The sequence below is a fragment of the uncultured Tenacibaculum sp. genome (assembly GCF_947499065.1).
GTDB lineage: Bacteria > Bacteroidota > Bacteroidia > Flavobacteriales > Flavobacteriaceae > Polaribacter.
On record NZ_CANMMT010000004.1, the window covers coordinates 399,530 to 423,515 of the forward strand.

General features: G+C 31.5%; 20 protein-coding genes. 8 read left to right on the forward strand and 12 right to left on the reverse strand.

Features of this window, described 5'->3' with window-relative positions; all coding sequences use genetic code 11:
* Window positions 1–122: 122 nt before the first annotated feature.
* The 3 genes from Q0958_RS11275 to Q0958_RS11285 all read left to right on the forward strand — a co-directional run bounded on the left by Q0958_RS11275 (window position 123) and on the right by Q0958_RS11285 (window position 2,989).
* The gene (locus Q0958_RS11275) at window positions 123–395 is read left to right on the forward strand and encodes an STAS domain-containing protein (protein ID WP_150899548.1); all 273 of its coding nucleotides are present in this window, start codon (window positions 123–125) and stop codon (window positions 393–395) included.
* Window positions 396–414: 19 nt separating this feature from the next.
* The gene (locus tag Q0958_RS11280; RefSeq protein ID WP_235274827.1) at window positions 415–1,680 is read left to right on the forward strand and encodes an oligosaccharide flippase family protein; all 1,266 of its coding nucleotides are present in this window, start codon (window positions 415–417) and stop codon (window positions 1,678–1,680) included.
* A 103-nt stretch (window positions 1,681–1,783) separates the two neighbouring features.
* The gene (locus tag Q0958_RS11285; protein WP_299123098.1) at window positions 1,784–2,989 is read left to right on the forward strand and encodes a glycosyltransferase; all 1,206 of its coding nucleotides are present in this window, start codon (window positions 1,784–1,786) and stop codon (window positions 2,987–2,989) included.
* An 18-nt stretch (window positions 2,990–3,007) separates the two neighbouring features.
* On the opposite strand, the gene Q0958_RS11290 is transcribed toward Q0958_RS11285, so the two are convergent.
* The 3 genes from Q0958_RS11290 to Q0958_RS11300 form a co-directional block, all read right to left on the reverse strand.
* On the reverse strand, window positions 3,008–4,522 hold the full coding sequence (locus Q0958_RS11290; RefSeq protein WP_299123100.1) for a cellulase family glycosylhydrolase: 1,515 nt from the start codon (window positions 4,520–4,522) through the stop codon (window positions 3,008–3,010).
* Window positions 4,516–5,658, reverse strand: coding sequence for a hypothetical protein (locus Q0958_RS11295; RefSeq protein ID WP_299123103.1), 1,143 nt, complete (start codon window positions 5,656–5,658; stop codon window positions 4,516–4,518). Before Q0958_RS11295 ends, Q0958_RS11290 begins: the two co-directional genes overlap by 7 nt.
* 71 nt (window positions 5,659–5,729) lie before the next feature.
* Entirely contained in the window at window positions 5,730–8,819 is a 3,090-nt protein-coding gene (locus Q0958_RS11300; protein WP_299123105.1) for a hypothetical protein, read from the reverse strand.
* Between the two features lie 178 nt (window positions 8,820–8,997).
* Between Q0958_RS11300 and Q0958_RS11305 the strand changes: the two genes are divergently transcribed.
* Genes Q0958_RS11305 through manA form a run of 3 tightly spaced genes read left to right on the forward strand, consistent with a single transcriptional unit; the run spans window position 8,998 to window position 11,872 of the window.
* A complete protein-coding gene (locus Q0958_RS11305; protein ID WP_299123107.1) occupies window positions 8,998–10,206 on the forward strand; it encodes a response regulator in 1,209 nt (402 codons plus the stop codon).
* Between the two features lie 14 nt (window positions 10,207–10,220).
* Complete coding sequence (locus Q0958_RS11310) at window positions 10,221–10,649, forward strand: glycosyltransferase (protein WP_299123109.1); 429 nt, start codon at window positions 10,221–10,223, stop codon at window positions 10,647–10,649.
* Between the two features lie 26 nt (window positions 10,650–10,675).
* Window positions 10,676–11,872: a mannose-6-phosphate isomerase, class I gene (gene manA / locus Q0958_RS11315; protein WP_299123111.1), complete on the forward strand. Its 1,197-nt coding sequence runs from the start codon at window positions 10,676–10,678 to the stop codon at window positions 11,870–11,872.
* A 98-nt stretch (window positions 11,873–11,970) separates the two neighbouring features.
* Here the strand turns inward: manA and Q0958_RS11320 are convergent, their stop codons facing one another.
* From Q0958_RS11320 to Q0958_RS11340, 5 genes are all read right to left on the reverse strand, one after another.
* Entirely contained in the window at window positions 11,971–12,468 is a 498-nt protein-coding gene (locus Q0958_RS11320; RefSeq protein ID WP_299123113.1) for a hypothetical protein, read from the reverse strand.
* A gap of 14 nt (window positions 12,469–12,482) precedes the next feature.
* A complete protein-coding gene (locus tag Q0958_RS11325) occupies window positions 12,483–13,469 on the reverse strand; it encodes a hypothetical protein (RefSeq protein WP_299123115.1) in 987 nt (328 codons plus the stop codon).
* Between the two features lie 148 nt (window positions 13,470–13,617).
* A complete protein-coding gene (locus Q0958_RS11330) occupies window positions 13,618–14,976 on the reverse strand; it encodes a di-heme oxidoredictase family protein (RefSeq protein ID WP_299123118.1) in 1,359 nt (452 codons plus the stop codon).
* A gap of 52 nt (window positions 14,977–15,028) precedes the next feature.
* The gene (locus Q0958_RS11335; protein ID WP_299123120.1) at window positions 15,029–16,081 is read right to left on the reverse strand and encodes an imelysin family protein; all 1,053 of its coding nucleotides are present in this window, start codon (window positions 16,079–16,081) and stop codon (window positions 15,029–15,031) included.
* Between the two features lie 17 nt (window positions 16,082–16,098).
* The gene (locus Q0958_RS11340; RefSeq protein ID WP_299123121.1) at window positions 16,099–17,433 is read right to left on the reverse strand and encodes a porin; all 1,335 of its coding nucleotides are present in this window, start codon (window positions 17,431–17,433) and stop codon (window positions 16,099–16,101) included.
* Window positions 17,434–17,663: 230 nt separating this feature from the next.
* Between Q0958_RS11340 and Q0958_RS11345 the strand changes: the two genes are divergently transcribed.
* Entirely contained in the window at window positions 17,664–18,650 is a 987-nt protein-coding gene (locus Q0958_RS11345; RefSeq protein ID WP_299123123.1) for a sensor histidine kinase, read from the forward strand.
* A complete protein-coding gene (locus Q0958_RS11350; RefSeq protein ID WP_299123124.1) occupies window positions 18,640–19,344 on the forward strand; it encodes a LytTR family DNA-binding domain-containing protein in 705 nt (234 codons plus the stop codon). Before Q0958_RS11345 ends, Q0958_RS11350 begins: the two co-directional genes overlap by 11 nt.
* Window positions 19,345–19,554: 210 nt before the next feature.
* Here Q0958_RS11350 and Q0958_RS11355 read toward each other — a convergent pair whose 3' ends face one another.
* From Q0958_RS11355 to Q0958_RS11370, 4 genes are all read right to left on the reverse strand, one after another.
* Window positions 19,555–20,349, reverse strand: a complete 795-nt coding sequence (locus Q0958_RS11355; protein ID WP_299123125.1) for a hypothetical protein — start codon at window positions 20,347–20,349, stop codon at window positions 19,555–19,557.
* Window positions 20,342–21,763: an AAA family ATPase gene (locus Q0958_RS11360; RefSeq protein ID WP_299123126.1), complete on the reverse strand. Its 1,422-nt coding sequence runs from the start codon at window positions 21,761–21,763 to the stop codon at window positions 20,342–20,344. The genes Q0958_RS11355 and Q0958_RS11360 overlap by 8 nt, the downstream gene beginning before the upstream one ends.
* A gap of 213 nt (window positions 21,764–21,976) precedes the next feature.
* Window positions 21,977–22,555, reverse strand: coding sequence for a hypothetical protein (locus Q0958_RS11365; protein ID WP_299123128.1), 579 nt, complete (start codon window positions 22,553–22,555; stop codon window positions 21,977–21,979).
* Between the two features lie 587 nt (window positions 22,556–23,142).
* On the reverse strand, window positions 23,143–23,814 hold the full coding sequence (locus Q0958_RS11370) for a hypothetical protein (RefSeq protein ID WP_299123131.1): 672 nt from the start codon (window positions 23,812–23,814) through the stop codon (window positions 23,143–23,145).
* Between the last annotated feature and the right edge of the window lie 172 nt (window positions 23,815–23,986).

Here is a 23,986-nt window from a genome sequence, read left to right on the forward strand (position 1 = left end):
CGCTTTAAGCATTTGTTATTGACCATTCACCGAAAGGAAATTGCCTTTCAACGATAATTACATTTTTTTTTAAATATAAGAAAGATATTTGTTTCACTATTAACCAATTAAACTTTTTTATCATGGCTTTACAAATTTTAGAAAGAAAAGGGGTTTATTACTTAAATGGAAGAATTAACTGTTCTACCGTTAGATCTTTTATAATTTATTTCGAACATTACATATCGAAGAGTAAAAGCGTAACCATAAACATGGATAAAGTAAAAGAGATTGATATGGCTGGTATGGATGCAATAAAAACATTAATGGCTATTGCATTAAAAAAGCGAAAAAAATTCCTAACAGTTGGATACAAAGGTGCATTCAAACATCTTAACAATTTTGGTATATCATAGTAATATAAATTGAAAAAGAATGTTGATTGTATTATCAAAAAAAGTAAAAATAAAAATTTCCCAAGAGCATTTATTTATGATAAGTGCTCTTTTTGTAAATGGAGGAAATTATCTATATAATTTATTACTAGGTAGAATACTAGGGCCTGAAATGTTTGCAGATGCAGCAATTATGATCACTTTTTTACTAGTGCTTTCATTCATAGCTATGACATTTCAATTGGTAACGGCCAAGTTTGCTATAGTTTTTGAAGGAGATGCTTTTAATACGTTTATATCAAACGTTTATAAGAGTGCCTGTTTTACAGGAATCATTTTTGGAGCACTCATCGTGATTTTTTCACCAGAATTACAAGCTTTTTTCAAAACCAAAACAAGTAATATGTTTGTTGTGTTTGGAATAGGAGTGCCTTTTTATTTTATGATGAGTATAAATAGGGGAGTTTTTCAAGGAAAAAAGTTATTCAATTCTTTAGCAATAACTTATCAATCAGAAATGATAAGTAGGTTGTTAATTACTCTAGGGTTATTATATATACTCAATATAGAATCGTCTATCATAATTGCATTAGGAATTCTTTGTTCGTTTGTTTTTGGATTATTTCCTTATAAATTAAAGAATATATCTTTCTTCAAATCTGTAAGTTTAGATGATTCACAGAAGAAGTTAGTGCGTAACTTTTTTATTATCACAGCTTTTTACGAACTAACTCAAATCATTATTAATAATAGCGATATACTACTAGTTAAACATTATTTTGAAGCTTATGAAGCAGGTTTATATGCGTCGTTAGCATTAATTGGTAGAGTAGTATATTTTATAGCTTGGATGTTTGTAATGATGTTATTACCAACAGTAGTTCAATTAAAAAAAGAAGGAAAGTCTACTCATACAGTTTTATTAAAATATGTAGGATATATTTCAGTAATTTCTGCAGCAATAATATTTGCTTGTTTTTTATTCCCAAATACAATTATTCAGATATTATTTGGAGGTGATTATTTAAGCGTAACACCACTATTATGGAAGTATGCACTAGCCACGGGTATCTTTGCATTGTCCAATATATTTGCTTACTACTATTTATCGTTAGAAAAATATATCCCAGTAGTATTATCAGGGATTTTCGGAATGCTGCAAATAGTATTAGTTGTCCTTTTTCATAAAGACTTAGCCCAGGTGGTACATGTACAGATTATAGCTATGTTTTTACTACTATTTGTACAGCTGTTTTTCTTCTTTTTGGAAAATAGAAAAGGATTCCTGAATCAACAGAATATCTAAGCTTTTATTCCTTTTATCTACACTTAATGGTATTTAAACTAGTTATGCCATTATTTCTAATATTTAAAAGCCAAATTTATATAATAACTTAAAACTAAATTAGATGAAATTAGCCATTGTAACTTCGTACCCACCAAGTAAAGTAACTTTAAATGAGTATGCTTATCATTTAGTTAAAAGTTTTCGTCAGAAGGAGAAAATTACAGAGTTGATTTTATTGGTAGATGAGACTCCAAAAGAGAAAGATTTAAATTTTACGGAAAAAGGATGTAAAATAACAGTAAAAGAATGCTGGAAATTTAATAGTTATAGAAATATATTCTCGGTTGTAAAAGCAATTAACAAGACAAAGCCAGATGCTATTTTATTTAATCTTCAGTTTATGAAGTTTGGAGATAAAAAAGTAGCAGCAGCTTTAGGGTTAATGCTACCTTGGATATGTAAAATAAAGAAAATTCCAACCATAGTTTTGTTGCATAATATTTTGGAGCAAGTTGATTTGGAAAGTGCTGGTTTTACTTCAAACAAAATTTTACAAAAAACCTATAATCTTATAGGTAAAACGCTAACAAAATTAATTTTGAAGGCCGATACAGTTGCAGTTACGATGAAAAAATATGTAGATATTTTAGAATCAAAATATGGAACTAATAATGTAATGAATATACCACATGGAACTTTTGAAGTAGCTAAAAAGCCTTCTTATAAATTACCAGAAGGACCTATGAAAATTATGACCTTTGGAAAATTCGGAACTTATAAAAAAGTGGAAAATATGATTGAAGCTGTGGTGAAAGTAAGAAAAGCTACAGGTTTAGACTTAGAAATAGTAATAGCAGGAACAGATAATCCTAATGTACCAGGTTATTTAGATGGAGTAAAGGAACAATATAAACATGTATCACAGTTAACTTTTACAGGTTATGTAGAAGAAGAAGATGTTGAAGGTATTTTTAATGATAGTGCCGTGGTGGTATTTCCATATACATCTACTACAGGAAGTTCTGGAGTATTACACCAAGCAGGTAGTTATGGTAAAGCTGTTGTAATGCCAGATTTGGGAGATTTAGCTTCTTTAGTAAAAGATGAAGGCTATTTGGGAGAGTTTTTTGCTCCTGAAAGTGTTGTGAGTTTAGCTGATGCAATCAAAACAATTGTTACCAATGATTTGTATAGAGTTGCATTAGGAAAAGCTAATTATAAAGCAGCTACTGCTTTTCCTATGGAAAGAATTACAGACATGTATATGAAAGAATTCGATTCTATTATGTCTAAAAAAGAAGTATACGTTAGAGATTTAATTGTTTAATAGAGTAATAAGAATATATTATTCTGATATATGTGCAAAAGATGGCTTTTTTTGGCCATCTTTATTTATGAAACCAAATTTCTTTTGAGGATATACTCTCCAAGGACGTCTTCCAACTACCGAAGCAGGAATTTTATTAAAGTCATACAAAGTCCATGAAATAAAAGGAATTTTATGCTTTTTCAAGACTTCTTGCATTTTTTTGTAATATAGTGCTTGCTTCTTTTCAGAGCCTGCAAAAGGTCTCCAAAATCCACCATAAGAAGAAATTCCAAACTCTCCAAGTACTATAGGCTTGTTCTTGATTTTTTCTTTTAAGCTAAAAAACTCATTTTCAAAGTTATTCAACTCTTTGTAATAATGAAACGAAATAAAATCGATTTTGTCTTGTAAAATAGGAGCACTATCGGCATCAGACCACCCAATGGTAATCGGATGCTTTGTATCTATAGATTTTATAAGTGTAATCATGCTTTTAAGCCATGCAATCACATTTTCCTTACCTCTGGACTTAAAATCTAAATTAGGTTCATTTTTAACGTCCCAAGCCATAATTGCTTTATGGTCTTTAAACGTCGAAACAATCTTTTCGGCATGTCTATGGTTTAAAGTCCAATCAAGCGTGCTATAATTTCCATAAAAATCAAATAAGGTAACTATGACATCAATACCAGCTTTTTCAGCATTGTCCAATACTTGTTTTAGTTTATCGAGCTTTTCATATTTAACTTTTGCCTTGCCAAAATCGTCATACTGAACAAAAATCCTAATGGTGTTTAATCCAGCATCCTTTATAATTTTAAAATCCTTTTTTATGATTTCAATGTCAAACTTTTTACCAAACATATCCCAAGGTGTTGCTTGTGGGTAATAGTTAATACCTTTTATGTTAGCATATTTTAAAGAAGCATCATTCTTAGGTTCATTATAGGTACTTGTATTTTCTTTTACCAAATGACGAATCCTCCAAAAACCATCTTCTAGAAGTAAAATCATTTTATAACTTGATACTTCTGTAATTTCAGAAATCAACTTTTTATTATGGTAAATTTTCTTGTATTCAACTACATTTTCATCTTTTAAAACAATTAATTGTCCGTCTTCACTAAAAAACAGAATATCAGGATGATGTTCAACTGTAGTAGATTCTATTGAAATGTTATTCTTTGTGTTTTGTTCAATAAAACTGAATAAGTTCTTTCTAGCATTATCAGTATAATAATCGTCAATACCAACTGTTTTATTCGATTTATAAGCTACATGTCGTACATACCAAGCATCTAAATAATCGTTTTCAACTTCACCAAGTGTTTGAGAATCTACATAACGCCCCTCATTTCCATCAGATTTCCATATGGTTTTAGGTAAGTATTGATCGAGTTTTCTTACTTCGGTATGTAGAAGTTTGCTTCTATCAGCACCTGTATTTAGATAAGTAAAAGCTGAACTGATAAGAAATATCAAAACAGAAACACTAAGTGTATATGATAATACAATAATGCCTCTCATAATATTTTTGTCAATTTTTACCATAGCTTTTTATCTTTAAAATTTTGAGTAATACCTGCTGATTTTATCTTTAAATTATAGACTCCATTTTTAAATATATTTTCGTTCAAATGAAAGCGAACATAACCTTCTCGAGATTCCTTTAAATATTCATTTAGAATTATATCTCCTTTGTAAATTTCTAAACGTACTTCTAAACCATCAGGAATCATTTGATTCATAAAGCTTTTTATAGGACCTATTTTTATTTCTCTATTATTTTCAGAAAAGATAACATTAAAATCATGTATAATTTTTTTATACCTAATTTTTAATACATTACTTTCAGAAATACCAATTACATAAGCCTTTATCGACCAACTTTCTTCATGATCTGGATGAATCATTTGAGCGGTAGCAATTCCTCTAATTGTAGTCCCTGTTGTTTTTAAAATATTTCCTTCAGAATTGGTTATAAAAAACTCAACAAAGCTACCATCGCTAACAACATTACCGTGTTTGTCTTTTAAAATAGAAGTAGTAAAAGTGGTAATTTGATTTCCATCGGCATATTCATGGTGTCTTTCTGCAAAAATTTCAAAATTTACAGATATAGCTGGCATAATACTTAAATTATATTCTTTTGAATCTAAGTTTAAGCAGTTTGAAGATAATAACATTCTTCCACTTTTTTTAGGAGAATAAATGTTTTTATAAGCAATTAAGTTTTTAGTAAAAACCTGTTCTTTTCTTTCTGAAGCTAAAAATTGATGTTGTATGGTTACTTTAGTATTGTTTTTAATAGGATTGTCTAAAACATCAGTAGGAATGGTAACCATCATAGCATAATCTTTTCCACCCGCTTCAATACTTGGAGGACCAAGGTAAGTTTCTAAACTTACGGGTTGTTGCTTACGAGTTATCATAAACTTTCCTGAAAGCGTTGTGTCATCAGCTAAAAGTTTCCAGTTAACCGTACCAATTTTATTGCTAATATATTCAGGAAAGACATATTGGGTTTGATTATTTTCTGTTTTAGAAGATGTTAATAGAGTAGTACCATAACTATTAGAACAGTATAATTTAATAGAATCATTTTCAATACCTGAAAAGTTTAAAGAAATTTTACTACCAGCTTTAAATTCTTTTGAAGTAGTTAATAATGTTATTGGGCCATTCACTTTTTTTACACTTTCATTAAAGGAAAGTATAAGAATACTGAGTAGTAAAAAGTATATGTTTTTTATAGGCATCATTTAGGAGCTCCAATATAAATATTCATTTCAATTTTAACAAAACTAAAAACAGGATGGTCAATTTTTTGAAGTTCCTTAACTGTATGTTTTTCAATTCTATTAGGTACTATTTCATCAGCAATATTGTTGTTAGGTAATCCATTTACATAACAGTAGTCCATGTCGGTACTAATGATATCAACTTCAGAATCATCAACTAAATTATACTTAAAATATTGTTTTCGTTGTTGTCTAATACCTGCGTCTACAAACATTTGGTCTACCCATACGATGTCTTTGTTTTCATTATAATAGGTGATAATTAGCTGAGGTATTGTAATTTCTTGGATACCGCTATTAAATAAACTTCCACTAACTTTTTGTCCCTCGATAAAAACGTCACTTAACACCACATTTTTAAATAAATCAGAACCCGAAACATTTCCAGCTGCTTGTATGTTAAACTTAGTAGGCTGCTCTTCTAACTCAATAGGAGTAAACTCGTCTGGGTTAAATGTTTTAGGAATAGAGTCTTGTATTTTTGTCCAAGCAATCCCTTCAAAATCTATTCTAAAAGAAGTTATTTCTTTAGGCATCAATTTATGTTTCATATGATATTTAGCATCATATATAGCAAGCTCTTTATTATCATCGTTATATAAAGTTCCTTTTAAAACAACATCGGCAGGAACATTATCAATGTTTTGTACTTCACCAATTATTGAATACTGGTCTTTATACTTCACCAATTTAGCTTCAATAATTTCTAATACAGGTTGTTTCAATACATCTTCGTGATGTGTTTGTTCTGTAGTAATTCTTTTTCTTCCCTGATTAAAATAAGCAGTTTTATTATTAGAATATAACTGATCAGGAGGTAAATCTAAATCTATAGGTTCAGGTTTTAAATACCATTTACCATTTTCTTTTACAGCAGTTTTATAATCGGTTAAACTAATTTTTTCCAAAGGAGTAATCCATTTGGTGTCTACTTTTAAAGTGGCTAAACTATCAGTACTTTTAATAACAGTAGATTCTAAGGCATCTAATTTAGCGTAAGAACTTAATAAACCATCGGTAACAGAAATTTCTAACATGTATTGGTCTAGAGCAACATTACTTTTGGGACTAATAAGTTTATGTGCTTTTATAAATCGTTTAAAGTCTAAATGATCATAATAAGCAGCAACTACATTTTGTGGAGAACGTTGCGAATCGTTTTTCATATGAAAGATATAATAACCATAAACAAATATGATTATTAAAATAACTGCCCAAACATGAGATACTCTTAAAAGATTGTTTGAGAATTTAGTATAATCATTCTTAAACTTTAAATAGTCAGAAGGAATATACTTTTTTGGATTTATATACCTTGAAAAGAATAACCTAGTATTAAGAAATAGTGCTATAATAAAGGTTAAAAATGGCACGGTACCCCATAATATTTTTTGCCAAGTACCCACGTCTTCTTTAGGAAGTATGGACGACATTGGTGGAATATTTAAACGCTCCCAAACCATAATACCGTTTTCTAACTGAGGTAAACGTTGCCAACCGCAGAAATATAAAATGGGGTCGTAAAATTTATCATTAGAAAAAATGTATTTCAAGTTATATTTAGCAGGAGTTGTTAAGAACTGTTGTAAAGATCCAATTCCAGCTACCCCTTTAAATTTTGAGTTTTCTAAACGCTCAATTGGTCTTGTAGTCAATTCGGGTAAACGTCTTGCAGAATGGTAATTCCCATCTACAGTTAAAGCTTTTGTTTGTGCACCAAGCCAAGCCATTTGATCCCCAAAACCTAAAGTTAAATAACGCCATTGATCGTGCTGATCTTGCGTTAAAAAGTTAACAATAGGCAGCATTTTAATCTTTTGCGGTTGTGAAGGTCTAAAGTAACCTAAACTCATGGTGAAAACTACAGTTCCTATAAATAAACTAGCTAAGATACCTCCAATAAAACGATGATAAAGAGGACCGTATTTTTTTTGAATGAGCTCTTTTAAGTCACCTTCAACAAATCGGTATGTAAATTCTCCAAGAAGCGGTATAGACATTATAGATGCCCATAAGGTAAATCTATCTAACGTAAGAATATTAAAAGCATTATCACCTAACATCATTTTAGGAAGTGGAGTAGTTCCTCCTGTACCTAATATTGTTAGCATGGTAATTGAGATTCCAAAGAATAAATATCGCTTACTGTAATAACGATAAAAGATATAGGGTAATATAAAAAGTAAAACTCCCCAAGGAATGGTAAAAAATACCAAACCAGAAGAAGTTACTTCTAAAAAGTTGTCTCTTGAGCCATGTGGAATTGGTACTTGCGTTATCGGGTTTTTCTTAGAGTTAATCCAATAAGGTAATAGACAACAAATAATAGTCATTAACGAAAGAAAACCAAAACCAATAATTCGTTTAAAGAGTTCTAAAAACACCTTTAAAAAGAGTTTAAAGGTTATTTCTTTTGAGGTTTCTACTCGTTCTCTACAAGCATCCATTACAACCATACCTATCAAAGGAAAAATGAAAAAAACCATTCCAAAAATAGGGGTAACGTGATGGGAAGTAACTGTAACAGAAATTAAGGATAAACAAGTAAATAAATATTTATATCGACCAGTTTTTAACCACTGATAAATTTCGGGCATTGCATGCATTAGAATGGATATTCCCATAATACTAGGCAACTGTCCGAAAATATGAAGTGTTTCTACAAAAGAAGATGAAAACATGGCTAAAATACAAGCGTATCCTGCCGCTTTCTTACTTGAAGTAATTAAGTAGGAAAATCGATAGGTTCCTGTAGCAAATAATATAACTCCAATGATGGCGAGTGTAAAAAGCCCAAACTTTAATCCACCAATATAGGATAAGGCAGCCATGGTTTGATGAACCAAAGGAGGGTAACTCATTACAGTAAAACCCGTATACCATTTATAGTTCCAAGGTTCAAACCAACTATTGGCATAATGTTCAGCAAAAAATAAATGAATTAAAGCATCGTAAGTAGTTTCTAAAGTAAAGAAAATAGCAGTACCATGGAACGCTACTCCAAGCAGTATGGCGATAATTATAAATTTATTAGAAGTGCCTCTCATTTAGTGGGTTAATCATTTGCAATTATGTAAATATAAATGAATTTAAACGCTTTATTTTTTAATTCATCTATAGTAAAGAACCATTCATCTAAGGAAACTGTCTCTTTAAGTAAAAATAAACTTTTTTTATTGCAATCAAAGCTATTTTTGACTATAACCATCAAACAACCTATTATATATGAAGATTTTAGCTATAGATGATCAAAGATTAGTACTAATTCCTTTAGAAAATAGATTAAAGGAACTAGGATATGAAATTCAAACAGAAACTAGCGCAGTAAGGGGGATAGAATTATTTGATTCATTTAAGCCAGATTTAGTAATTGTTGATATGAACATGCCTACTATTTCTGGATTAGGAGTTATAAAGCATATTAGAAACCATAAAAACTCAGATGTTCCTGTAATGGTATTATCTGGAAATACGGATGACGATGTGATAACAGAAGGTTTCGATTTGGGGATTAACGATTACATGAAAAAACCTTTAAGTTTAAATGAGGTTTGTGCAAGAGTTAAAAGGTTAATAGGAGTACCAGAGAAAGGAGCTGGTAAAAAAGTATTTAACGATACCATTATTCAGCAAAGATGTGTAGGGGTAGTAATTCCTTGTTATAACGAAGAAGAAAGATTATTAAGTAAAGAGTTTATCAACTTTATAGATAAACATACTGGATACTTATTGTGTTTTGTCAATGATGGTAGTACCGATAAAACATTGGATGTATTAAATAAACTTAGAAAAGGAAGAGAAGATTTTATTAGCATTTACGACTGTGAAAAGAATGGGGGGAAAGCAGAAGCCGTACGATTGGGAATGTTGCATTTGGCAGAAGATGAAGGTTTAGATTATATAGGTTTCTTAGATGCAGATTTATCTACAGACTTATCTGATTTTGACGATTTAGTAACCACTATAGAAAACTCAGACTTTAAAATTGTTAGCGGTTCTAGAATTAGTAGAATGGGGGCTAACATTACAAAGCAATCAGCGAGACAAATTATAAGTTTAACGATAAACTATATTATAAGAAAGATATTATCAATGAACTTTAAAGATACTCAGTGTGGAGCAAAAATATTCCACAGAGATGTAATCAATATAGCGTTCGATAAAAAATTTATTACCAAATGGTTATTTGATGTAGAAATCTTTTTAAGAGTAAAGAGATACTACAAAATAGATAAAGCCAGAGAAATGATGTGTGAACAACCACTGAAAAGATGGGTACATGCAGATGGTTCTAAATTATCAATGAGAGATTCAATTAGAATTATAGGGCAATTAGGGCAAATAGCCTGGTCCTACAGAAAAAAAAACATAAAAAACACGAAAAACATCACGCAGCCTAAGTTTAGCATTAAGTCGTTTTTCTTTAATCCTTAAAATCCGTAGAATATATGAAAGTAGGAATCCTGATATTATTTTGTAATAGCGAAAAAGAAATTATTGAGTATGAAATGGCAAAGTTATTTAATGTAAAAAGTGATTCCGAAATATGTTTTATAAACAATGGAAGTAAAGACAATACACTAAGAGCCTTAAAGGTAATTAGAGATGATGCGAAAATTGACATATCAATTTTAGATATCAAAAAGAATAAAGGTATCAATGCAGCTGTTAAAGCTGGTGCTAGATATTTATTTAGCAGAACAGATATTGATTATATAGTTTATATGAGACCTAACATGCTAAGCTATTTTAAAGCATTGAAAACTCAAATTAAACTAGGAACTGATTTACTTAAGAATAAAAAGAAAAGTAGAATTTTAAGAGACATCTTCTCAATTGATGAAATTCTGAGCTTTAAAAAGCATATAGTGTTATGATAAGTAATACATCACAATCGTTTAACATGTTTGCCCTTAAGGGAAAAGTACAAAACTATGCATGGGGAGGAAAAAAGTATATTTCAACATTGTTGCATAATAAAATCTCCAATGTAAAAACCGCTGAATATTGGCTAGGAGCTCATATTAAAGCACCTTCTGTAATTAAAACATCGCAAGGAAGTTTATCATTAAGGGAGTATTTAAAAGCAAACTTAAAAAAATGCTTGAGCAAAAAAACAGTTGATACGTATGGGAAACTCCCTTTCTTATTCAAAGTATTGGATGTAAATAAAATGTTGTCAATTCAGGTACATCCTAGTAAAATTGAAGCAGAAAAAGGTTTTAAATACGAAAATGAATTAGGCATCCCATTAACTGCGCCTCATAGAAATTATAAGGACGATAACCATAAGCCAGAAATTATGGTTGCATTGAGTGAATTTTGGTTGTTGCACGGTTTTTTATCGGAAGAAAAATTGATAAAAGTTTTAAAAGCAACACCGGAGTTTGCCGATTTAGTTAGCATTTTTGAAAGCCAAGGATATTTTGGTTTGTACAAGAATGTGATGGAAAAGTCAAAAGAGGAAACAAATACAATGTTAGCTCCTTTAATTGACAGAATAATGCCTTTGTATAAGGAAAACAAATTAGAAAAAAGTTCGCCAGATTATTGGGCAGCTAAGGCAGTAGCGACTTCAAGAGATAGCAATGATTTTGATAGAGGAATTTTTTCAATCTACTTTTTCAATATTGTTAAAGCAAATGAAGGAGAAGCAATTTATCAGAAAGCAGGAATGCCACATGCCTATTTAGAAGGGCAAAACATTGAACTGATGGCTAATTCTGATAATGTTTTAAGAGGTGGACTGACCCAAAAACACGTGGATGTTCCAGAACTTTTAAAGCATGTACTTTTTGAAGAAACTATTCCAAATATATTATTGGGAGACTTGCAAGAAGATGGTTTAGAGCGCGTATATACAACAGAAGCAAAAGATTTTGAACTGAGTAAAATCAATCTTTCTAAGGGAGAAGTTTATAAGTCAGAAGCTAAAACAGTAGAGATTTTAATTGTGATTGGTGGAGAAGTGGATGTTTTAGAAGAAAAATCGTCATTATATCTTAAAAAAGGAGAGTCTGTATTTTTCAAAGCAGGCAGTAAATACAAAATAAAAACAACAGACACTGCGGTGATTTACAAAGCAAAAGTACCTCAGTAAAAATACTATTACAGTTGAATTTAATTAGAAAACAAAAGAAGCAGCAGTAGTAAAAAAGACAGTGAACTAATGATCACTGTCTTTTGATTTTAAACAAACTATTTTTCTTTTCTAATAGGAGATTGCCTATCCGTAGGAATTTGAACGGTGAAAGAAGGTTTTCTTTCAGCCATATGACAACTTGTACAATTGGTACGCATCATTTCAAAGTTTTTATTAAACGTTTCTTTATTCTTAGCAGTAATTGATTTTTTTACTTCAGGAATTACATAGTTTAAAAAGTTCTCAGCGGAAGCAGCTCGTTTGGGCCTGCGTATAAGTCCTAGTTTAATAGCTTTATTAATTTTGTTTAGCTGATAGTTGGCATAGTCCCAATTTTCATCCTGACCCGCCCAGTACAATTCTTGATATCGGTACCCGACTTCAACCATAGCCTTGTCGAAACCTCTAAATTGCGATTCAATGGTTTTCATTTTTTCTTGATCAGTACCTTTAATCCACTGTCCTTGCAATGGTTTATAGGCTTCTTTAGTATTACAAGAGATCAATACAAACGTTGTAACTAGTAGTAAAAAGATTTTTAATAAATGTTTCATCAGTTGTTTGTTATTTATAAGCTGTTTAAGTATTGTTTTACGACATCGTACCCCTCAACATCTAAGGTAGTAGTACCAATCCATGGCATTTCACCAGAAGCAATTACACTACTGATTTTTCCTTTTTTTGAAGGAATTCTCGTTTGAGAAAGGGGAGTAGTATACCTGAAATCATATCCCTTTTTTGCTGCTTTTGGAAAGCCTGCTGGATTATGACAGTGTGCACAGTTCATTTCTAAATAGGCTCTTCCTCTTTCTGCAATAGTATATGATGGATTAAAATAATCGGGTAATGTTGGTATTTGCGTATGATTGAAATTATTCATTAACCCAGTATTTTGAAAATGTTGTAATTGATTTATGGCTGTATTGTTTCTGGTAACCTCAATATTCATATTGCTTAATGTAGGTCCTAAAGGTGCTACTGTTGAGGTTTTTTGGTGACAAGTAGTACAGTTTTGCTCTGTTGGTACTTGATATCTTACAGTTTTACTATTACCATTAGCATCTATCCATGATACATTTTTACTTACGCCATTAAGATTTAAAACAGCTTCCGTTTGTGCATCATTCCAAACATAGGTGGCAACATTCCATTTGTCTGCTTCTTTAATTAAAAGTCTGGTTTCAATTACCTTTTTCCCTAAGCTAGGCTTACGTTTGTCCTTGTAATAGTAAAATGTTTTAACTAAGATAGTACCGTTAGGAAAATTAGGAATTCCATTATCTACTTTGGTAATCTTGGTTCCCGCAGGAAGCTTTATCAAACGTTGCTTTTCTGAGTAGTTTACAAATAGAGAAGAAGACAATTCGATTAAATGATAATCTGCAGTAGGAGTTAAATCTAGAATAGTACCTTGGTAGATATTATAATCGGATAATTTCTGACCAAAGGTTACTGTATCAGGAGCTGGAATATACCCAGGATCACTTGAACAGGATGTTACCAATGAGATAAGACTGAAAAAAACGAATACTTTTAGAAATAGATACTTTAGCATGATTCTTATTTTTTAGCTAAATACCTACTTGAGTTTCGGGATATCAAAAAAAATCAATGAGTTGCTTTAGTTTTTCAGCAAACAAAAGAAAGAGGCCATGAATAAACATGAACCTCTTCCAAATCTAAATAAAAATAAAAAGTTCTGATTAAAGCGAGTTAATGAATGCTAATAACTCATCTCTATCTTTTTTAGTTAATTGTTTAAATGCTTCTTTTGATTGTTTTGCTTCTCCATCATGCCAAAGTATGGCTTCGGTAATGTTTCGAGCTCTACCGTCATGTAAAAAGTTCGTATGTCCGTTAACAACTTGAGTTAAACCAATTCCCCATAAAGGACGTGTTTTCCATTCTTTTCCATTTGCCAAGAAATCACCACGGTTATCAGCCAAACCATCACCCATATCGTGTAACAGCATATCTGTATATGGCCATATAGTTTGATTTGCCAAAGCACTTATGGATGCTGATTGTGTTTGCTGTTTAGGCGTATGACACGAAGCACAGTTGATTTGATTAAAAATAGTAGCACCTCTTTGTACCTTTTCGTCGGTTATATTTCTAGCGGCTGGTACTGCTAAAGTTTGACAATAGACAGTTACCTGATTTAAAACTTCTGGAGTTATTTCAGGATCATCAGCAAAACCATCTTCTGGAATATCTTTTGAAAAGATTTCATTGGTAATTCCCATATCTTCATGGTAGGCTGCTGCCGATTGTATTCTTAGGTTAGATGTATTGGCTTTCCAACCAAATCTCCCTAATTCTTTTGCTCCAGTTTCTGGATTGATTACATAGTTTGCTTTTCCTGAAATACCATCACCATCTACATCATTTTCATCGGCTAAGGCTAGTATGTCGTTTTCTGATATGGCTTCTAAGAGCCCTAAACCAAATACAGGTGGCGCAATACGAGCCGAAATTTTAATTCCTGAAGGTATTGGCATGTATGGGTTTTCGTAGCTAAATGTAGGTTTTCTTAACGTTACTACAGTTCCGTCTGCTAAAACTTCGTTGTGTTCTTGCCAAGTTACTTTATAATCCATTTCAGGAACAAAACCAATCACACTTTGGTTTTGTGCTTGTGTTCCATAGTTAGGAATGGCTATGGGTCCGGTTGCAGGATCGTTACCTAATGAGATTCTGTAAAGTAATCCGCTAACTGCATTTACGTTTGTTGGAAAAGCAGCACGACCGTCTCTTGGGTGACAAGCAACACAATTGGTATTGTTGAATCGAGGTCCTAAACCTGGATTTATTGGTGAACCAGCGGTAACAAATGTATTTTCAAATTCAGCATCTCCGGCTAGATGTAAATCTAAATTTAACCCAGTAAGATTGGCTGCAGGATTCTCAAAAGCGAAGGATGTTGAAGAAAAGATTGTTGTTTCTCCTCCAGCCAATTCCCTTTCAGTCAAATCTGTTAAAGGTGTATATTCATTAGTAGCGGGTTCGTCAGAACAGCTAATAATCAATGTAATGCATGTAATTAATAATAATTTTTTCACTTGTTTTTGTTAGTTTTTGTGAAAAGAGGAGAAATGAATCTCCTCTTTTTTATTAATTCAATGAATTCATAAAAGGTTTTAACTCATTTTCAGTTGTATTGAATAATGTGTTTACCTTCATTTGTGCATTTTGTACTGCCGATCTGTTGTTGATTATAGCATCTGTAAAAGTTCCAGGAATCGCGTTGATGGCATCAATCGCATCCGTTATTTGTGATTTAATCGTAGTATCTAAAGCGCTATTAGAAGCAGCAACTACAGTAGATAAACCTCCTAAGTAGATGTTTTGTATACTTTTCATATTGTTTACAAAATCAGCCTTTGAGTTGTGTGCAAAACGCGACTCTTCTTGGTCTGGAGCAGCACTTCCTGAGTTTCCGTTTAATGGAACTTCAATTTTAGCATTTGCAACTTCATCAGCAATAATAGAAACTCCGTCTGTAATTTCTTGTAATACATTTTTTTGTGATGCATAGTTAGTTGAAGGTAATTTTAAGAATTGAGCTGAAAAATTACCAGAAGTAGCAATCCATCCGTTGTATAAGGCTTGCGTATTGTTCTGTAAGTCTTTAGTAGCTGCTTTTAAGTATTCAATTTCTCTCGCTGTAAAGTCAGCAGCCGTTTTATTTCCATCAATTCCCCATAATAAGTATTCAATGGTATGAAAACCTTTAGCGTTGTTATTCTGACTCGCTAAAAATGCATCAGTAATAGGATCGGTACCTCCTAAAACAGTATTTAAAAATGTTAAGTCTAAGGGCCAAGAATCTATAGCTGGATCAATTCCTTCTGTATCTACTGGACCATATAAGAAACCTTCTGATTGCTCCCAAGGCTCTCTGGCATCTCTCCACGATTGTCTTAAACTTTCTAAACCTGTAGCGTTTCCAACGGTAAATGTTTGTGCTAACGTTACCATGGCTTGCGCTTTGTTGTTTAAATTATTATACGTAGCAATAATTACATTGTTGGTAATGTTTGTTATTTCTGTAGCATAGTCTTTTTGGTTGTTAAAAGCATTACTCGTATTATCGCTGCTACATGAGGCAAATAGCCCAAGTGCGATTAATAAAATGGATGTTTTTTTTACAAATTGTGTGTTCATTTCGCGTTTTTTAATGTTTAAAAAGTGAATCCAATACCAGTTGAAAATATTTTGTCTATTTGGTTGTTGGATAGTTGATTCCCCGTAACAGGATCAATATTTTTAGAGCCTAGTTTTCTTTCTGAATAATGAGCTTTGATGATAATTTTTGGATGTACAAACCAATTGAATCCTCCTGTAATTACATTTCGTTCCCATCTAGGATTGTCAGTAATTCCGTTGGCAACTGTTTGCATGGTATCGTAGTAGTCATATCGAACAAATGGGTATAACATCATTTGATTGGCTTGTTTGGTAAAAAGTGGTAAAATGTCGTATCCAACTTCTGCAGCAAATCCTAAAGCATTTTTCCCTACTGGAGTTCTTCTAACGCCAAGGTTATTTGATAAGTTAGCATTAAAGAAACTTACAATTTCTGAGTTTCCTAAGTTCCCCCAAATAGCAGTGGTAGCAATTCGTAAGGGATGTTCATTATAAGAGAGATGTCCTTCTAACATGGTTAGGAAAGCATCAACATCAATGTCTGTTTTAGGTCTGTTGCCACTGGTGTTTCCGTAGTAAGTAGAAAAACCAACAAAGGTATTTTTGTGTTTTCCAAACTTATAGTCCACACGAGTTGAGATGGCAAAGTTTTCGGCATTCATCATTTCAAATCGTGTTTGGTGACCGTCTCTAATAAAGTTTTGTGAGTTGAATCCAGTACCGTCCAATCCGTTTACCAAGGCTACATGGTATCGTAGTTTCCCTTTAAAGAAAGACCCGTATACATCAATACCAGTTTCGTACCATCCTAAAGGCAATAACTGATTTTCCATTTCTGGTCTGTACGATGTAAAGTATTCGTCTGGTGTATCTAAGTTTTGTGCCAATCCAAACTGTACTTTAAAGCGTCCGACCTTAACGTTTAGGTTTTCGTTGATATTAAAGTTGATATACACTTGTTCTAACTTCACTTCACCACCTGATTCTACTTCGTGTTCAAATTCACCACCTTCTTCAAAGGTTTCAAGTTCTAAAGTGCTACCAGTTCCTCCGTGTTCAAACTCTATCTCAGTTTTTAAAGCAATTTTTGGTGTAAAATGATAATCTAAGTATACGTTTAAACGCTCAGGATCTACTTTGTTCTTTTCATTGGGATTGGTATCGAAGTTATTGTTGTAGTAGTTAATTGCTCCATAACCACGCAGCTTAAAGTTCTGCCATCGTAACAAACTTTTTGAGCTTTTAGTAATTCCTTCTTCTCTTAATTCTTTTTTTATTTGTTGTTTTAAACTGTCAATGTTTATCTCTTGTGCATTTGCTGATAGTGTAAGTGCTAACGACACGAAAAGGATGTTTTTTAGAAACCTCATTTAGTTTTTATTTAGACTTGTTTTAATTAAGTGCAAATAACGAGAGGTTCAAAAGACTGAGAAAAAAGATTCAATAACTGTGAGCGCTAATTCTGTGGAACTCGGTTTTTTATCAGTGAAGTGATGAATAGCTGCTTAATTTAAGTTAACTTTAATTTCGCTGAATTTTTCGGCTGTTTCGCTGAAATTTAAATGAAGACTGATGGTTTTAAAGTACTTTTGATAAAGAAATGAGGTTTTTTACTAAAAATATGTTGGCATGGGCAGGTTATAGTTTGTTACTATACCTTTTGTTTTCTTTTATAATAGAAACTGAAAACCCTTTAAAGCATACTGCTATTTTCTTTACAATTCAGTTGGCTGCTTTTTGTATGAATACCAAGCTGCTGTTTCCTTTTTTACTAGATATAAAAAGGTATCTGCTTTTTATATTGTCTAACCTAGTTTTAATCATTTTAGCAGCCTTTATCAATACGCTTTTAGAGGAAGGTGCAGAGGAAATTTTTGGCGGTGGTTACGATATTTTTGAAACCCTCATGGCACATTCTGTACCTGCTTTTATAGGTGTTTTTGTGGCGTTAATACTCCATAACTACCATCAGGAGTTGAAAAGAGAAGAGAAAGAGAAGAAGAGAATCTTAGCAGAAAAGAATTTCTTAATTCAGCAAATCAATCCACACTTTTTGTTCAATACCTTAAATAATATCTATTCGTTAACTATAGACAACAATCCTAAAGGTCCTGAAGCCATTTTGCAATTGTCGAAAATGTTAGATTATTCTTTGTATGGCAACAAGGATGAGTATGTGTCTTTAAGGAGTGAGGTAACCTATATTACCAACTTTATTGATTTATTTAAGTTAAAAGACGATCGTATTCACAGGATTTCATTTACACATGATCAAGTTGATGAACGAAGCAGCATTGCGCCCATGTTATTATTGCCTTTTGTTGAAAATGCCTTTAAGCATGGAAATATTGAAGATGTAGACAATGGTTATGTAGATATTGAAATCTCGTCTAACGAAAGTGAAATTAATTTTAGCTGTGTAAGTTCTTTTGTAGAAGGAAAAACAGTGGATAAAGTAGGAGGGATTGGTATTAAGAATGTAACGAGGCGATTGATGTTATTGTATCCTCAAAAACATTCTTTACAAATAACCAACGAGAACCAAGTGTATAAAGTGAGTTTAAAAATACAAACAAATGGTATTTAATTGTGTCATAATAGATGATGAGCAGCCAGCAAGAAGATTGCTCGAAAATTATTGTACTAAAATTAAAGGGATGCAGGTAGTAGGAAGTTATAAATCTCCTTTGGAAGCCCTTGATACGTTGAATGAGAATAGAATTGATATTTTATTCTTAGATATTCAAATGCCCGATATTTCTGGAATTGATTTTATAAAACTACTCAAACCCAATCATACCAAAGTTATTTTTACCACTGCTTATAGAGACTATGCTTTGGAAGGCTTTGAATTAAATGCAATTGATTATTTATTAAAACCCATAGAGTTCCATCGCTTTGTACGTGCTGTTGAAAAGGTAAAAGAACTGTACCAGAAAAGAGAAGTGGTAGAAACAAATAGTCAAACTACCGATGAAACCTTATTGATACGCTCTGGTAAAAAACAATATAGAGTGCCTATTGCTGAGATACTGTATATAAAATCTGAAAGTGAATATGTAAAGTATGTAACCCAAAATCATGGGAAGTTATTGGTACATGGTGCCTTAAAAGATGTGCTAAACGATTTATCTAGCACCACTTTTTATAGAATTCACAGATCCTATATTGTAAACCTATCCCATATAACCTATGTAGAAGGGAGCCGAGTACATATTAACGGAGAGCTGTTTCCGATAAGCGAAACCTATAAATTAGACTTTTTAAAGGTTTGGAAGTAGGAAGATGATATAGATGGATATTACAAAAGGCAGCTGTTGGGCTGCCTTTTTATGTTTTTCTTGTTTATCGCCTAACGGTCCTGTATATGAAAAGTAACAGGTTTAAGTGTTACAATTTTCGTTTTAGTTACATAGTAACAGAAAAGTATAATTTTTTCTAAACTTGTATTTATTCTGCTATTTTTATATACGTTATTAGCCACAGTTTTTTTATTCTATTTCATTCAGGAAATCAGTAGATAACATTTCTGATATTAGCTCTGTTTTCCAAAAAAAATCGTTAAAGTAGAATTTTGTGTTTTTTAAATTCCTTTCTAATTCGTCTTCTGCATATTTTAAACCAAATTCATTTTTTAAAGCTTTAATCTGTAAAAAATATTGGGTGGCTTTTTTCTCTAATCTTTTGCTTAATCCTAGACTGTTAAAATGAATATTAACAATATTATCTTTAAACTTATCTTCAATTTCAAAAGTGACTTCTGGAATCTTATTTTTATACGTTATTTTACATATTAAATAATTCTCTATTGGTAATATATCAAATATAACTTGAAGGAAATCAATACCGTTATCGCCTGGTATTTTTGACCCTTTAATTTCATTACATTTTCCACATATTGGTATTAAATTTTTATGTAAAATTGAAAATTCTGGAAAATGCTCTTTCGGTAAGAAATGGTCTATTTGGTCAATTTCTCCTATTCCACAATATAAGCAGACATTTGAATGATTTGCATCTAAATTATCTAGAATTTCTTTTGTTATTTCTCTTGCAGTTTTAGTTTTTGAAAAGTAAAGTGACTGTAAGGCTGTCTTTTCATCTAGGGTATATGAGTCTTTAGCAAGCCTATTTAATAGTTCTATCGCAATATGAGTTCCATAGCGAGAAACAATTTTGTTTTTTAATTTTAGTAATTGAGTCTTTTTATCTCCCTTATTTTTTTCATTAATAATATTCTCAATATCATTAATTTCCGTTCGTTTAGATAATTTTAAATTAATCATTTAGGAAGTTTGATAAGTTATACTCAACTCCAGCAGTTTTGATATCTTGAATTTCGTCATATTCAATACCTAACTCTTCCTTTTCTTCTACAATACTTTTTAATTTTTCCACATAGAATAAATTATTTTCAGAAAAACCAAAAATGACTTCAGTTAATTTAGAAAAATGTTGACCAAATGTTTCGATATTTAAGTTAGTTACACTTCTAACCCCACTTACTGAATTTATTTTGAAAACATTTTTTTGTGGAATATTTTGAATAAATATTGGTGAATGAGTAGAGATTACGGAGAACGAATCGAAAGTATTTAAGATATAATCTAAGGCTTTAAATAAAGTGTTTTGACCGTTTGGATGTAAATGATTTTCTGGTTCATCGAATAATAACAATGAATTGGTGTCAATTGAATTAATTATTTGAGTAAAAGATAATGTCATTATCTTTTGTCCTGAACTAAGTTTTCTAAAACTTTGAATTACGTTTTTTGTAGATGGGAAATATGTGTCTAATTTATTAAGATACAGTATGTTCATGCAATTTGTCCAAAGATTTTCTCTTTCTTTTTTTAATAAACTATTATAGTTTTTAGAAAATAATGCAACAATTTCCGAGTGATTTAATAGTTCTCTATCACCTCTAATACCACAATAAGTATAACTGAATGTTCTTTCATTTTTTGATGGTCTATAAAAATCATCAAAAGTACTATACGAAACAGCTATTATTTTACTGAAAGGAGGTCTTGGTGAAATTTTTGCTGATTTTTTTTGAACACCACTTAACATTGAGGCTAGATTAGCCAATAGAGTAGTTTTGCCGACACCGTTTCTACCTATTAAACCAATTACTCTATACATTCCTAAAAGTTTTCTTGAAAATTTAAAAGCGAAAGTGCCAAAGGGTGTAGAACTCATTTCATCTTCAATATATCTAAAGGCAAAACTACTTTTATCTAAATTATTAGTAATGTATTTATGTCCTTCAATATATGCTCTTTCTGCGTCACTAAATCTCCTTAATGAATCTTTTAATCCTCTATTAAGACTAAATTTGTCTCGTAATATTTCATTGTAATTGATATCATTCAATGAATCAAAGATGTCTTTACCAAATTCTAATTCATTAATTACTTTATAATCTTTTAATTCTTGCCATAGTGAACAATATTCGTCTGGCAAACTTTCAAATTGCTCTGGTAAAACAGTTTTTTTTTGTTCGGTGTTTAAGAATTTTATTTCTCCGTAGTGTTCTCTTTTTGTAGAATTTCTATATATAGAAGCTCGGTAAGTAGTTTCATATCCGAAATCGTCCCAATTATCTTTTTCTAAAATAATACAGGGATATTGTAAACCTTTTCTTTTAGAAGGTATTCTTCTTCTCCACTTTGATATATTATCACAGTATACTTTCATTTCTTCAAATTGTGGCTAATGCCTTCGGCTATGATTAGTATGAGAGTTCGAAAGTGGTAGTTTCGGACTTCGCACGTCTGCTAACGAGGCTTGATTTATATTTTGTATTATTCTTATTCATAAATATAAGTAATATGAATGGTGTAAAATGCACATCCCTTTATATTTACATCAAAACCAGTATGCGTGTAACCATTTTTATAGTATGTTTTACTAATCATCATCTTCATTATCTTCTTGGCAATTTGAGCATATTCCACCATAAACTCCATATTCGTAAGAACCACAGTTTGAGCAAGTATTCTCTAGTTCGTCAGTACAACTATCACAATAATCATCATATGAGTATTTTGAGTTACCACATCTTGAACAAATTTGGTCCTCCTCATCATCTACAAAAGTGTTTTCACTTGGCGCATTATTTGAAACATAACAATCTCCTTCCTTACCTACAATTTCAACGCTATACTCTACGCCTCTGTCGCTTTCAAATTTTGCATATCCATCGCTTATATCAGGTGGGTAAAAATGACTATCATCTAACCAGCCTCCATTAGGCCAATGGATAACAGTTAATTCATTTCCCTCAATTTCGACTTCCAATGTATATGTAGAACGAGTTCCTGTTTTGTAGTAGTAATATTCGATTTCAGCGCAATATTTCCCATCTGAATATCCATCTTCCCTAGTTTCAGACGTAGAATAGTATGGGGCATTTGAATTATAATTTCGATTTCTGTTCTTACAACCTAAAACACCAATTATTAAAAATAAAATTAAATATTTTCTCATTTAGTTTTTGTTTAATCTTAATTCACTACAACTTGTTTATATGCAGGGCTTTATTCTTATTATTTACCAATATGGCTGGCTATGCGGAACTTTTGTTTCTTTCATTCAACTCAAATATTCATTAAATTTTTTGAGTTTTCGAATGTAGCCTAAAAAAAGAAACTGACTTTGCGGAAAACCTTACTTTAAGTAGGGTTTTTCCCTATTTTTTTATCAGGAGAAACCCTTAGTAAGTGTTTGGTGAGAGTGTAGTGTGTTGTAAATGAGTTGTTTTTAGTTTTTTTCTATCAGCGAAGCTCGCTGGAGGTTCTGCAGAGTTTCTATTGCATCAGCGAAGCTCGCTGAAGGTTTCGCAAAGTTTTTATTGCATCAGCGAAGCTCGCTGATGATTTCGCAAGGATTATAAGTAGTATTGTTAAAGAATAGGTGAGTAGTGGGTTTAAAATAGCCTAAGAAAAGGGTGGTAAGGAGTTTGTTTAGGTGCTTTGGTTGGTTGTTGTTAGATGTTGTTAGCGTTTTGACTATGAAGCATAGCTGGCTCTAAGGGCAGCTATGATTTATAGTTTTTGTTGTACGCTGTTTTTTCTTTAATGTTCGTGATTTTCTTTTATCAATTCGTTAAAAGAAAGTGTCAACAGTTTGGATAACCTTTCATTTTCAGCTTCTACTACTGGAAGAAGGATTTTATAAAAGTGTTTATTCTGTTCATTGTCAGGATGTGGTCCATCAAAGATGAATCTAAAAACACTTTTTATTTCCGAATCAGACTTTTTTGAAAGAGCTTCACAGGCAGGTTTGGAATTATAGTATAAATGTAGTCCAAAACCAAATGCTTTTCTTATTTTGTCAGCCTGCCAATATCCATCAATACAGATGTTAACATATTTATTATAGTATTTGTCAGCAGGAATTGATTTTAATTGACAGAAAAAACCTATGTGTGAGTCTGAGCTTACATAAGATTTAACTTTTCGAGGAATTTTCGAAAGATATAGAGGTGCTGGTTTATCTTTAAAACCAAAAATAGAGTCCATAATTGCGTATGAGTTCGGAAAAGCATCAAAAAATTTTCTTTCCCATTCATTTTTATTACTACTATTTCCTGACATTGCATTAAGTACAAATTGATGTATTGAATCAGCTTGAACTTGAATTGATTCAAAAGTGTAGTGTTTAAAATGACTTTCAGTTTGAGCTCCACATAGATTTATTGTCAAGAATATAGAAATAATCGAAAAGTATGTTTTTGTGGTTTTCATATTTTTTCAAATGGTGTATAACTTGTATATATGCGGAACTTTTAGGTGTTTTTATTTGTTTTAGCTGAATCTATACTATTATTTTTTTATAGTGCTGTTCATAGCTAGTTTTTCATTTTATTCAATTCCAAAATCCGTTTTTTGTACATTCCAATTATTGATTCAGGACTCC